This is a genomic window from Pontibacter korlensis (assembly GCF_000973725.1).
GTDB lineage: Bacteria > Bacteroidota > Bacteroidia > Cytophagales > Hymenobacteraceae > Pontibacter > Pontibacter korlensis.
The window spans coordinates 1,255,009-1,267,919 of the sequence record NZ_CP009621.1; the positions used below are offsets into that span (position 1 = coordinate 1,255,009).

Here is a 12,911-nt window from a genome sequence, read left to right on the forward strand (position 1 = left end):
ATTTATACTTTATTTCAGCACACCAAGCTCTTTTCCTACCTCCACGAAGGCAGCAATACACTTGTCGATGTGCTCTTTGTCGTGCACGGCAGATAACTGCACACGGATACGTGCCTGGCCTTTCGGCACCACTGGATAGTAGAAACCAATTACGTAAATACCTCTGTCCAACATGTGGGCGGCAAATTCCTGCGCCAGTGGGGCATCGTACAGCATTACTGGCACAATCGGATGGTCGCCTGGCTTTATGTCGAAACCAGCCGCTGTGATCTGCTCACGGAAGTACTTGGTGTTCCACTCCAGTTTGTCGCGTAGCTCCGTTGTAGCGCTCAACGTATCCAAAACTGCTATAGAGGCACCTACAATAGATGGCGCCAGTGAGTTAGAGAACAGATACGGGCGCGAACGCTGGCGCAGCATATCAATAATTTCTTTATGGCCGGAGGTAAAACCACCCATCGCACCGCCAAGGGCCTTACCAAGTGTGCCTGTGATGATATCAATTTTGCCCATCACGTTGTGGTACTCGTGCACCCCACGGCCTGTCTTACCCATGAAACCGGTAGAGTGAGAATCATCCACCATAACCAATGCCTTATACTTGTCGGCCAGTTCCACAATTTTGTCTAGTTGGGCAATTGTACCGTCCATTGAGAAGGAGCCATCCGTAACTATAATACGGTGCTTTGTATTGGCGTTAACAGCCTCCTGCAGCTTCGCCTCCAGGTCAGCCATATTGTTGTGCTCGTAACGGAAACGTTGCGCCTTGCACAGACGAACACCATCAATAATGGAAGCATGGTTCAGAGCGTCCGAGATAATAGCCGACTCTGCATCAAAAAGTGGTTCAAACACGCCACCATTAGCATCAAATGCTGCAGCATACAGAATAGTATCCTCTGTGCCCAAAAACTCAGAAATCTTGCGCTCCAGCTCTTTATGGATATCTTGAGTGCCACAGATAAAGCGTACAGAGCTCATACCATAGCCATGGGTTTCAATGGCTGCTTTGGCAGCCTCAATTACTTTCGGGTGCGCTGATAGGCCAAGGTAGTTGTTGGCACAGAAGTTCAGTACATGCTGCATCTGTGTAGTATCAATATCAGCGCCCTGCGGCGTGGTGATAATGCGCTCCTGCTTATACAAACCTGCCTCTTTTATCTCGACAAGCTGCTGTTCTAAATCTGGTTTTAACGTTTCGTACATAGGTAATTTCTCGTTATACGTTGCTCGTTTCTTGCTTTTTATTCGGCACTACTTACTCTCCTGCCCTTTCGCCACCTGCGTCAGTTTTTGGTGGTGGCCTGCGCATTATTGGCCTAGGCCTTGGCGGCTTCAGATTTGACTGCTCTTCCTGTATTTCTGGTCTGGCTGACTCCTGCGGCTGCTGTGGCTCAGCTTGAGACAGGTTGTCGCTTTGCTCCTGTTGCTTCGGCTCCTCAGTAGGGGGCTTTTGCAGAGCTACAGGCCGTTTGATAACAGGTCTCGGACGCGCCGGTTTTGGTTTTTCTTCAGCAGGAGGTACAGGTGCCTGAGCTACCTCCTCCTGTTTTTCTTGCTTCTGTTCCTCAGTAGGCTGTTCCTCTTTGGGCTTCTGCAGTGCCACAGGCCGTTTTATTACCGGCCTTGGTCTTGGTGCCTTCGGGGCATCCTCCGCTTCCTGGCTTCCAGGTATAGAAGGCTGCTGTGGCTGCTCTTCTTCAGGCTTAGGAATCTGCAGCGCCGCCGGACGCTTGATAACGGGTCTTGGTCTGGCTGGTTTAGCCGGTTGATCTCCTTCCGTAGCAGGCTTTATACTTTCTTCCGGAGATGAAGTACCCTGTTCTGGCGAAGGTCTTTGTAACGCTGCCGGGCGCTTGATGACCGGCCGAGGACGTGCAGCTGGTTTAGGCTCTTCAGCGCCTTCTGCTTTCTCCGCTGTTCCCTCTGCCGCTGGCTTAGGTATAACAGGGCGTTTTACCACTGGCCTTGGCCGCGCAACTGGTTTGGCCTCTTCTCCGGTCGACTCTGAGGCAACGGGCTTTTCAGCAGCCTCACCCTCTGCGGCCTTTTGCATAGCGGCAGGGCGACGTACTACCGGCCTTGGCTTAGGCGCACTTTCCTCAGTGCCCACACCAGTCTCTTCTGCAGTAGCCGGTTTGGCAATCGTGGCTCTTCTGGCAGCAGGTCGCGGAGCCGCCGCAGGAGCTGCTGCCGGCTTCGGAACATCCTCCTCCGCCAAATGATAGCGCAGGCGAATATCGTTTATCACCATCTTCACCTGCACCAGAAAACTATTGGGGTGCATTTGGGCATACATCTCCTGCCACGCCGCAAAACGCGCCGGCTCAGCCGCCTCAAAAGCCGCCTTGTCTATTCGTTTCTTTATCAGGTACTCCTCAAATGTCATGCTGTGCAAGCCTTCATGCCGCAAGTTACGTTTTCAGCCTTAAATAGGCTACCAAATCGCTTGTTAGTGCCGGCGTCCCTACAAATATAAGAAAAACCGACTGGCACGTCCGGCGCAGGTTATCCTTAGTTTACCTATATTAACTAATCATCAAATCTATTCTTCCCTCTTTTCCTAAGCTAAAAGCCACCTTACCTTTGATGCAAGGTGAAAGTAAAGGTTAGTTAGATTAGGTTGATGAGAGGCCGCGGACCCTAGGGAAGCGGCTTCTTCTCTTTTTGCACCAACTAACCAATTCCTTTCCCCCTCCTGCCCCCCACCTTCTCCCGAAGTATATTTTTTGGATTGCACCTAATTCGGTTACTTTGTGCAAAGATTACTTTTTACGTTATGGCAAACACAAGTGACACGGTATTGGTGATTGGTGCCTGCGGGCAGTTGGGTTCTGAGCTAACAATGGAACTGCGCAGTATATACGGTGAGGCAAACGTGGTGGCGGCAGATATTGCCCCGCCTAAGCAAGCCGACCTGCGCGACTCAGGACCTTTTGAGAAAGTGGATGTGTTGGACACAAACGTGCTGGCCGAGATGTACTCTAAATATAAATTCAAGCAGATATATCACTTGGCAGCCGTGCTGTCGGCAACTGGTGAGAAGAACCCTAAGTTTGCCTGGAAGCTGAACATGGATGGCCTGTTCAATGTGCTGGACCTGGCCCTCGAGCATAAGGTAGGTCGCGTGTACTGGCCTAGCTCCATAGCTTGTTTTGGCCCGAGCACACCGCGCCAGAATACGCCACAGCAAACCATCATGGATCCTAACACTGTGTATGGCATCAGCAAGCAGGCTGGTGAGCGTTGGTGCGAGTACTACTTCCAGAAGTATGGACTGGATGTGCGCAGCCTTCGTTACCCGGGCCTGATTGGTTATAAAGCTCTGCCAGGCGGCGGCACTACGGATTATGCCGTAGACATTTACCACAAGGCATTGGAAGGCGAGACTTTTGAATGTTTCCTGAGCGAGGACACCTACCTGCCAATGATGTACATGCCGGATGCCCTGAAGGCTACCATTGACCTGATGCATGCCCCAGCAGAGCAGATTAAGGTGCGTGACTCCTATAATCTCAGCGCCATGAGCTTCTCGCCTAAAGAAGTTGCCGCTTCTATACAGAAACACATTCCTGATTTTGAGATAGTATATAAGCCGGATTCGCGCCAGCAAATAGCTGACTCGTGGCCACAAAGTATAGACGACAGCGCTGCAAGGCAGGACTGGGGCTGGGATCCAAAGTATAACCTGGACGTTATGACAGAAGACATGCTGGTGAACCTTAAAAAGATGAAAGAGGAACACGCGGTTTAGTCGCAACTAATAATTACTAGGAGAGGCGATGCGGAAGCATTGCCTTTCCTTTTGCCCTAACCCTTACCAGGCATTTGTAGTTAATACTTGCAGCTATAGCATATACTATGATTGTAAACACTATAACAGAAGGGTGGGAGGTGATTTACCAGCAGGCGCATGGCTTACTGGCAGCTGAGTTAGCTTACTACTTGAAGCCAGAACTGCAATGCCCTCACTGGGTAGATACCATTGTGGCTATTGCGAACCACGATAACCGCCAGCGCACCTGGCGTGGCAAAGACGGACTTACCCCCGCCGGGGCTCCGGCCGATTTTACGCTGCAGCCAAATAACCTGGAGCAAGCCCGGGAACTGATGCATGCTGTACGCTTCCAGAGCCGTTGGGTAGCCTTGCTTACTTCTATGCACATGAGCTACCTCTATGAAAGCCGTCGCAGCGAAAATAAAACTACCGCCGCGTTTCTGGATGAGCAGCTAGCCCTACAGAAAGCCTGCCGCCAGAGCCTTCGCATTTCTAAAAAGCAAACAGAACAAGCTTATGCCATCATGCAATGGTGCGACCGCTTCTCACTTATACTTTGCCGCAACGAACTACCTGCCGATGAGCGCGTGTTAGAGATCACAGCCGGCCCAGATGGAAGGACGTACTTTGTAAAGCAGCTGCAAACAGGTGTGGTACACGTGGAACCTTGGCCTTTTGCACAGCCTCAGTTGGAGGTACAGGTAGAGTACAGGATTCTAAAACAGCTACAGTTCATGGATGACAAAGAGCTGGCACAGGCGCTGCACGAGGCTAAGGTGCAATACAAGAAGTGGACCTTGGGCCAAACCCTTTCTTCTTAAGTTTGCATAAACACCTCAAAAGCATATATTTGAGTATAGGAATTATATGATATTCAAATGACTCTAAAAAAACAAACTTACCCTCCTGACTCTTGCCTGCGGCCTTTCCTTTGCAGCCAACGCTCAAACTACAGAAGGGGAAACGTTCAAACCAACTGCAGGCAGCAAAGCATTCGAAGTGGGAGTAAACCTGAGTGGCGGCACTTCTGCAGGGCTTAAGCTTCGGAAATTCACTTCTGAGAGCACTGCGCTTCGGTATGGAGTGTATACATCATACGACCACAGCAAGTTGTCAGGTGACGCCCGCCACTCTAATCTCTTGGTGAGCTTTGCTCCGGGCTTTGAGAAACATTTCGCCGGCACAAAGAGGTTCTCGCCCTACCTGGGCTTAACCATGCCCCTCTCTGTGAGAGGCGCCCGCTATAAAAGTGATTTGGTAGTAGTAAAAGGCTCCACCTCTGAAAGCTATCTAGATAACAACAATCGATCTTATTTCGGAGTTAGACTAAATGGCCTTGCTGGTGTAGACTTTTATATAGCCAAGAACTTTTATGTTGGTTTCGAAGCTGGCGTAGGCATTGGCTACAGGAAGTACAGCGACGTTGAGGTAGAGTATAAACAGGAGTTTACCAGCAACAGAACCGTAGAAGGTTACCACGGCTTCAATTTCGGCACGTTTACTACCGGAGGCTTAAGAATCGGATTTGTGTTTTAGCAACAGCCATACCTAAAAACAAAGGCCGGTAAACACGTTGTTGCTGGCCTTTGTTTTTGCTCCTCTTGTTTGGTTAGGCTAATATCTGCTCTAACCCATATTTCGCAAACCACGTCTATACTTCAGTAAATGATGCCGCCACTGGAGAAGACTAACTATGATGGTAACCGAATCAAACGACAACGAACTCAGGAGACTAATATTCGAACGAAACAAGGTGATTGTAAAATTCACCGACGCTGACTGCCCAGTATGTAAGACCATGGAGCCCAAGTACAGGAAGCTATCTAATGCCCCAGACTATAGCAGAATAGCTTTTCTGCGCATGAGTGCCAAAGAAAATCCTGTATCAAGTAGAGAAGTAAAACTTAAAGGTACTCCCTTCTTTGCCACCTACAACAGGGGCACCCTTGCCGATTGCGGCATCAAAGCAACCGAAGAGGAACTACGTGAAATGCTGCAAAAGCTACTGCAACTTTCCTGATCCACTTTTTTTCACGGAACGCCCGCTACCCTATAGCTGTTATGAAAAACCTGTGCTACCTTGCGCCGCTTTTTTAAATAGCTAAAACCGTGATCTTAAAACCTTTCCGAAAACTGCCTGTATTGCTGATGTTAGTGACTGCAGGTTTTAGTATGCCAAGCTGCTCCAGCACCAACAACTTGAACACTGCGGCTCCTGCTACCTCAGCTGCCGGAGTTCCTGAGTACAAGCCACAGCTCTCCTCTGTTACCGTGCCTATCTCTATCTCCATTGCGGCTATGGAAGACAAGTTAAACCATGAGATAGCGGGCCTGCTCTACAAAGACACCAACCTTGATGATGATAACGTAGCCGTTACCGTATCTAAAAACGGGAAGCTGAGCATACGTGCCGAGAAAGACAAAGTATACTTCTCGGTGCCGCTCCGCATCTATGCCAAAGGCCGTTGGAAGTGGGACCCTTGCAAGTTCTGCCCTGTCATCGATAAAACCGAAGACACTGCTTTCGATATCATTATCAAGACCGAAAGCCGGATTGTATTAACAGAAGATTATAAAATCAACACCATTACCACCGGCGACTTTGAATGGGGCAAAACCAAGCCTGTGTTGGAGCTAGGGCCGATGAAAATAGGTTTAGCTCGCTTTGTTGAACCTGCTCTGCGTAGCCAGATGGCTAACCTCTCTAAGCAGCTAGATAAAGAACTGCAAAGCCGCCTGGATGTGAAGAAGTATGTGGCTGAGGCATGGCAGCTACTACAAGAACCTGTAAAGCTGGATGACGACATGAATGCTTGGCTAACAGTGGCTCCAAAAGAAATACGTATGGCGCCACTTCAGGCCCAGAACGGCAACTTGAATACCCGCCTTGGTATTACCTCCTACATCACCGTTACGACTAATGGCAAGCCTAAAGTGCAGTTAAACAAAAACCTGCCAAAGCTTATTGTAGACAGCCGCATGAGCGATGACATACAGATCGGCCTGACAGCGAATGTTCCTTATGCACACGCTAGTAAAATGCTACAGGAGCAGGTGGCTAAACAGACCTATACTTTTGACGGTGGCAAGAGCCAGGTTACGGTAAATGATGCCGTTATCAGCCCTGCCGGAGACCAACTGGTACTGATGCTGGACGTGAATGGAAAGACTAAAGCCGGTATCTTTACTAAGAAGATAGTAGGCAAAGTATACCTCCGCGGCACGCCATTCTACGATGTCGCAACGGCGTCCATCAAGGTACGCGACGTTGCTTACGACCTGGATACCAAAGACAAAATATTAAGCACCGCCAGCTGGCTTGCCAAAAACAAATTTGAGGAAATGATACAGCAGCAGGTAAATATACCTGTAAAGGGAGAGCTGGAAAATGCCAAAAAGATGCTGCAGGCGAACTTAGATAAGCAGGCACGCGTGCACGAATCGGTGATGCTACGCGGTAGCATCAAAGACATCACTCCGGACAATATATACCTCACACCGGAAGGTATAAAAGCAGTAGTGAACGCTAAGGGTACGTTAACTGCCACGATAGATAAACTATAACAACATAAAAGGGCTTCTCTAAGTTAATGAGGAGCCCTTTTATATTGCTTGATATGGTTCTCTTTGTAAAAGATCAGAGTTTGTTAATTGGCTTAGGGCTGTTAAACACTTTATCCGGCACCTTGGTTGGCGCAGCAATATGAAATAACTCGAAGTCACTTTGTGGATTGCTCCGGTCGCTGGCTAGCTTTATTTTTCCGTAATCCTTGTAGTTGCTCCAGCGGCGGGTAAAGGTTGGCTCAGCATCCTCAACGTTACGAAAGAAGGCCCACTGCGTTATCAGCCCCTTCTGCTGATCAACCCATAGCTTATACTTATTTTGTGGTGTTAGCCCTACTTTCTCAAATGTCATCTCCAGCACATCGGCCGGGGCACCATCCATTGTTTTCTCCTCTCCTAGATGTTTTAGCGTAACGCCTGAGTCCTGCAGCTTGAAAGGCATCACAAGCCAGTATGAATTGTTAATCCAGAGGGTATAGACTCGCTCCAGCAACTTCTGCTTTTCCTGTGGATCTTGCAACTCCTGCCCCTCCACATATACCTTGCCCTCTTTTGTGTTTGTGTCTATAATGACAATCAGGCTGTCTTTCTCCCAGCGGAACCTGTTCTGGTGCTTATCCCAAACCTGATATTGGTCATTAAAAGTCCAGGCGAGGTAGCGGGTTTTGTTCCATCCCTCTTCTCCACCTATGTTCTTCAGTACTTGCTGGGCTATACTATTTGCCCGTGCATCAGAGGGTTGTGCAGCAGTTACAGCCGGGGAGAACATTGAAAGGCACAGAAGCAACAGGCCTAGCAGGATTTTCAACAGCATCGCGTTAGTCTTAGAAGGTGCGCTCCCATCTACGCATTTACATCCAAACAGGATGTCGCCACATCCATGCAAACCGCTACTTATCAACCCTATTAGTAGGCACCCCGTAACTAAAGCCACAAAGACAGAACATACGCCTATGGCCAATTATACTATAAAAGGAATTTTCCAGCTGCTGAAAATCTCTGTAAATGAGTTCTTGGAAAACAACTCGCTTCGGTTGGCCGCAGCACTGGCTTTCAATGCTATTTTCTCCATACCTCCGCTACTGCTGATAATTATAAAGGCAGCTGGCTTCTTTTTTGGTGAGCAGGCTGTATCAGGAGAATTAGAACACCAAGTTTCTGAGGCAATCAGCCCGGAAGCTGCCTCCGAAATACAAAACATGGTTAGAAATGCCAGCACACAGGAGTCTTCGGGTTGGGCCATGTGGGTAGGTATAGGTACGCTTATCTTTGCCTCTACCACCTTTTTCGCCACACTACAGCAATCGCTCAATAGCGTCTGGAACCTGAAGGTAAAGCCTAGCAACGGCATCGCACGCATGGCCAAAGAGCGCTTATTCTCTTTTGGCCTCATCCTAAGTATCTCATTGCTGATGCTTATTTCCTTTGTTATCAGTGCGGCTATCTCTGTACTCAGCGACTACCTAAGGGACTTGATACCCGACATAGGCGTGTGGGTAATTAAAACTATAGACTTTATTATATCGATAGGCTTAATTACGTTACTTTTTGCCCTCATATTAAAATACCTGCCCGATGCCTACATCCGCTGGAAAGATACTTTGATTGGCGCCTTGATTACAGCTATTCTCTTTACTGTTGGTAAGTTTTTGATTAGCTGGTACCTGGGGACTTCCAATCCAGGATCAGCTTATGGCGCCGCAGGCTCTATAATTCTTATTCTTGTCTGGATATACTACTCCTCGCTGATCGTATTTTTTGGGGCAGAATTTACGCAGCAGTACGCCGAGAAGTATGGCCAGCGCATCAGCCCTAAACCACACGCTGTGTTTGTAGAGGAGCGGGAGGTTCCAGAAAAGCCACAGTCGCGCAAAGGCACAGGCAGACCAAGAGCCGAAGGCAGGTTTAAAGGATGACAACGCTTAGCAAGAACGCCTTTAAACTTGTCTGGAGTGATAAAGCAGAAGAGCCCCTGCTATACAATAGCAGGAGCTCTTTTTTATACTTAAGCTGATGTTTTACCTATTGTTAGGCCGGCTGCTTTTCTTTTACAGCTAACTGACCGCAGGCAGCATCAATATCCTTACCACGGCTGCGGCGCACGTTTACTTGCAGGCCTCTATCTGCCAGGTAGTAGATAAACTGCTGCAGCCGATCATCGTCGGTATTCACGAAGTCTGCATTCTCGATTGGGTTGTACTCAATCAGGTTAATCTTGCAAGGAATGATTTTAGAGAAGCGCAGTAGCTCCTCGGCATCCTGCAGAGTATCATTAAAGTTATCGAACACGATGTACTCGTAGGTTACTTTACGGCCAGTTACCTGGTGGTAATGCTTCAACGCATCCTTCAGAGCCTCTAGCGAGTTGGTCTCGTTGATCGGCATGATCTGGTTACGCTTTTCGTCGTTAGCCGCATGCAGCGACAGCGCCAAGTTAGCCTTTACACCGTCATCAGCCATCTTCTTGATCATTTTGGCAATGCCGGCTGTACTTACCGTAATGCGGCGAGCTGCCATACCAAGGCCATCATGTGCCGTAATACGCTCAATGCTTTTCATTACGTTGGCATAGTTCAGCATTGGCTCACCCATACCCATGTAAACAATGTTTGTGAGTGGCTGACCGTACTGGCGCAGGCTTTGCTCATTTATGCGCACTACTTGGTCGTATATTTCAGCAGCGTCGAGGTTTCTAACACGATCCATATAACCAGTGGCGCAAAACTTACAGGTAAGGGAACAACCGACCTGGCTACTAACGCAGGCGGTTTTACGCTCATCGTGCGGTATCAAAACACCTTCTACTATATTGCTATCGTACAGCCTGAAGGCAGATTTAATAGTGCCATCGTTGCTTAGCTGCTCTGTGGCCACCTGCACTGCATTTATGGCGAAGTTCTGCTCCAGCTTCTCGCGCAGGGCAAGGCTCACGTTATTCATCTCCGTAAACGACTGAGCAGAATGCTTCCAGAGCCACTCGTATACTTGCTTAGCTCGGAATGCTTTCTCCCCGTTATCCACCAACCACGCTTTCAGGTCGTCCAGCGTCAGCTTACGGATGTCCTTCTTATTCAGGATATTTATATCTGCAATCAATGTCATACTGCAAAATTACAAAAATCCTCAGGCTTTAGTTTCAATCTTTGCCTTTACTTCGGCAGGCAAGCTCATTAGTTTGCGCTCCTGATAGTTGAAGCACAGCATACCTGTCTTGGCACGGGCCACTTCTTTGCCATTTTGGTTCGTGATGTGGTAGGTAATGTCAAAGCCATACTTGTGCAGGTCATCAAAAGCCAAACCTATAGTCAGCACATCCCCATAAAAACCTTCGCCTTTATACTCAATGGCGACATCAGCCATAATCATACTTGCGCCACTCAGGCTCAGTTCGCTCCAACCAAAGTGGCCGAGCAGTTGCATGCGCGCCTCATGCATGATGGAGAGCAGCGCGTCGTTGCCAAGATGGTTGCCGTAATTGAGGTCTGTTACGCGCACCGGAATTTGTGTTGAAAAGTGAGTACGTGTGGGGATATCTACTTTTACTCTTGCCATAGTGTAAAGAAGAACGAGGGCAGGAAAAGAATTGAGTTAGTACTTACCTGCTTTCTTTTTAAATTTGTTAAATTCTGGTTCGTATATATTGCAGCCTCAGCACTGTAATACGTACCTTTGCAATGTAATACAAAAAACATGCACCTCGAAATAAGACAGACGAAAGACGGCTCTAACACCTTATATGTGCCCGAACTGAACGAGCACTACCACTCGGTGCATGGGGCCCTGCAGGAGTCGCAGCATGTGTTTATTAAGTATGGACTAGAGCACATGCTGGAGCAGAAGAAAGACCTGAAGGTGCTGGAAATTGGCTTTGGTACTGGCCTTAATGCCATACTTACTTTCCCTTTTGCCTTGGCCAAGAAGGCGTTCATCCAATATGACACATTGGAGAAGTTCCCGCTAACAGAGGAAGTAGTAGCGCAACTACACTACGAAAACATTATCCTGAACCCGGAGCTGTACGATTACTTTAAGGCTCTGCATGCAGCCCCTTGGAATGAGCCCACAGATATTATTCCTTACTTCACGCTGCAGAAGATACATGAGTCTTTGGAGGAGTTTCTGCCGCCTCAATCTTACTACGATGTAGTATACTTTGATGCTTTCGCACCAGAGAAGCAGCCTGAACTTTGGGCTGATGCTATGTTCGAAAAGCTTTATAAGGCCACTCGCCCAGGCGGTGTGCTGGTAACTTACTGTGCTAAGGGTTCTTTTAAGCGCAGTCTGAAAGCTGCCGGCTTTCAGGTAGAGGCCTTGCCTGGTCCTCCGGGTAAACGCGAAATGACGCGAGGCCTCAAGCCTTTGCTGCCTCACTAGCCAAGGCATCTACACCCGTCATACCTGATACACAAATAGTTATATTTAAACTACAGTTATACCTTTAGCACATTCTGGCATCTCTGCCAGCTGCTGCACAAGCTACTTTTGTTTTGATATTGTGCAGATTATAGATGAACTTAAGCATGAGGCAATTGGTTAGGAGCTAAATTGCATTTTTTTGTCGCCTCATTCTTTGATTTAGTTTTTAAAGTAGTAGATTGCAGCGTCGAAAAGCATCTCCTAAAAAACCCCTATATGAAAAGCTTGCTTAAAAAAGTTATCAAGCCATTCCTCCCAAAGTATGAGGTGGTTTGCACAACCTACCAAGTTATTCCGGGCTTACCGGTAAACGGCAATCACCAGAAGCATACGTTTGAAAAAGGTGCTTCTGAAGAGGCCAGAAAGTTTTATGTAAAGGTGATCAACTCTGACATGACCAAAACGATGGCCCCAGTAGAGGTTCACCTGAAGCGCCGTGGCAAGACTATTGAAAAGCAGCATTTTGGCCCGATTGATGAACTGAAGAAGTTCAACATCGTGTACAAAGGCTAAATTTCGGTTTGCCTGCCTACAAAAAAACCTTCCGATACAAATGGAAGGTTTTTTTGTGTCTTCTGTAGCTTAAGCTTTCTGTTGCAGCACTACCAGCAAAGCTATTTAATATACTTGCTCTTTATCAGGACTAGCATTTTCTCAAAGTGGCTCTTGTCCTCATTTGTCAGGTAAGCTCTCCATAGCCCTTCTACCAACAGCATCAACACTTCTGTTTCCAGCTCAGGCTCTTTGTAGCCAAGCTTGCGGAAAGCCTCCACCAGCTTCTGCATAACAGAATGAGAATAGCGAAGGTGGTGCCTTTGCGATATCTCTTCGTCTACCAGGCGGAACTGCATGCGCCAGAAGTTGCGCTCTTCCTCCACCAGTTTCTGTGGCATGTCGAGCACATTGCTGATTAGCTTGTTCGGGTCATTCTCCTCTACAAAGCCCTTGCTCTTATCTGTGATGCGTCTGTAACCCGCCTTAACAACAGCCTCCAGCAGGTTTTCCTTACTTATGTAGTGCTTAAATATAAGGCCCTCTGAGACGCCAGCTTCTCTGGCGATTAGGCTTGTAGGTGTAGCATCATATCCCTTATCTGCAAAGAGATTTAATGCTGTCTCTAAAATTATTTCTTTCTTGGTCTTAAGCATCTCAA

Annotated in this window: 14 protein-coding genes; 8 read left to right on the plus strand and 6 right to left on the minus strand. The window is 47.9% G+C overall.

The annotated features are described in order from the left end of the window. Positions 1–9: 9 nt before the first annotated feature. Both kbl and PKOR_RS05255 read right to left on the minus strand, forming a co-directional pair. Positions 10–1,206 (minus strand): glycine C-acetyltransferase, encoded by a 1,197-nt coding sequence (kbl, locus tag PKOR_RS05250; RefSeq protein ID WP_046309533.1) that lies wholly within the window; start codon positions 1,204–1,206, stop codon positions 10–12. 52 nt (positions 1,207–1,258) lie between these two features. Beyond that, positions 1,259–2,389, minus strand: coding sequence for a hypothetical protein (locus PKOR_RS05255; RefSeq protein ID WP_046309534.1), 1,131 nt, complete (start codon positions 2,387–2,389; stop codon positions 1,259–1,261). A 390-nt stretch (positions 2,390–2,779) separates the two neighbouring features. On the opposite strand from PKOR_RS05255, the gene PKOR_RS05260 reads away from it, so the two are divergent. The 5 genes from PKOR_RS05260 (at position 2,780) to PKOR_RS05280 (ending at position 7,342) form a co-directional block, all read left to right on the plus strand. Continuing rightward, positions 2,780–3,754 carry an NAD-dependent epimerase/dehydratase family protein gene (locus tag PKOR_RS05260; protein ID WP_046309535.1) on the plus strand — a complete coding sequence of 325 codons (975 nt, stop codon included), beginning with the start codon at positions 2,780–2,782 and terminating at the stop codon, positions 3,752–3,754. A 107-nt stretch (positions 3,755–3,861) separates the two neighbouring features. Next, on the plus strand, positions 3,862–4,599 hold the full coding sequence (locus PKOR_RS05265; RefSeq protein ID WP_046309536.1) for a DUF3891 family protein: 738 nt from the start codon (positions 3,862–3,864) through the stop codon (positions 4,597–4,599). 178 nt (positions 4,600–4,777) lie between these two features. After that, positions 4,778–5,314, plus strand: a complete 537-nt coding sequence (locus PKOR_RS05270) for a hypothetical protein (RefSeq protein WP_046309537.1) — start codon at positions 4,778–4,780, stop codon at positions 5,312–5,314. A 157-nt stretch (positions 5,315–5,471) separates the two neighbouring features. After that, complete coding sequence (locus tag PKOR_RS05275; protein ID WP_046309539.1) at positions 5,472–5,798, plus strand: thioredoxin family protein; 327 nt, start codon at positions 5,472–5,474, stop codon at positions 5,796–5,798. Positions 5,799–5,887: 89 nt separating this feature from the next. Next, positions 5,888–7,342, plus strand: coding sequence for a DUF4403 family protein (locus PKOR_RS05280; RefSeq protein ID WP_235337253.1), 1,455 nt, complete (start codon positions 5,888–5,890; stop codon positions 7,340–7,342). Between the two features lie 73 nt (positions 7,343–7,415). Here PKOR_RS05280 and PKOR_RS05285 read toward each other — a convergent pair whose 3' ends face one another. Further along, positions 7,416–8,156 (minus strand): DUF6503 family protein, encoded by a 741-nt coding sequence (locus tag PKOR_RS05285; protein WP_052738727.1) that lies wholly within the window; start codon positions 8,154–8,156, stop codon positions 7,416–7,418. A gap of 139 nt (positions 8,157–8,295) precedes the next feature. Here PKOR_RS05285 and PKOR_RS05290 point away from each other — a divergent pair, with 139 nt between their 5' ends. Next, on the plus strand, positions 8,296–9,258 hold the full coding sequence (locus PKOR_RS05290) for a YihY/virulence factor BrkB family protein (RefSeq protein ID WP_046309540.1): 963 nt from the start codon (positions 8,296–8,298) through the stop codon (positions 9,256–9,258). Positions 9,259–9,370: 112 nt separating this feature from the next. Here PKOR_RS05290 and rlmN read toward each other — a convergent pair whose 3' ends face one another. Together rlmN and PKOR_RS05300 are read right to left on the minus strand one after the other, a co-directional pair. Further along, a complete protein-coding gene (gene rlmN, locus PKOR_RS05295) occupies positions 9,371–10,444 on the minus strand; it encodes a dual-specificity RNA methyltransferase RlmN (RefSeq protein WP_046309541.1) in 1,074 nt (357 codons plus the stop codon). 21 nt (positions 10,445–10,465) lie between these two features. Beyond that, positions 10,466–10,894 carry an acyl-CoA thioesterase gene (locus PKOR_RS05300; RefSeq protein ID WP_046309542.1) on the minus strand — a complete coding sequence of 143 codons (429 nt, stop codon included), beginning with the start codon at positions 10,892–10,894 and terminating at the stop codon, positions 10,466–10,468. A 138-nt stretch (positions 10,895–11,032) separates the two neighbouring features. On the opposite strand from PKOR_RS05300, the gene mnmC2 reads away from it, so the two are divergent. Both mnmC2 and PKOR_RS05310 read left to right on the plus strand, forming a co-directional pair. Further along, a complete protein-coding gene (gene mnmC2, locus PKOR_RS05305; protein WP_046309544.1) occupies positions 11,033–11,716 on the plus strand; it encodes a tRNA (5-methylaminomethyl-2-thiouridine)(34)-methyltransferase MnmC2 in 684 nt (227 codons plus the stop codon). Positions 11,717–11,974: 258 nt separating this feature from the next. After that, entirely contained in the window at positions 11,975–12,271 is a 297-nt protein-coding gene (locus PKOR_RS05310; RefSeq protein WP_046309546.1) for a hypothetical protein, read from the plus strand. Positions 12,272–12,372: 101 nt separating this feature from the next. On the opposite strand, the gene PKOR_RS05315 is transcribed toward PKOR_RS05310, so the two are convergent. Continuing rightward, on the minus strand, positions 12,373–12,906 hold the full coding sequence (locus PKOR_RS05315) for a TetR/AcrR family transcriptional regulator (RefSeq protein WP_046309547.1): 534 nt from the start codon (positions 12,904–12,906) through the stop codon (positions 12,373–12,375). Positions 12,907–12,911 lie beyond the last annotated feature (5 nt).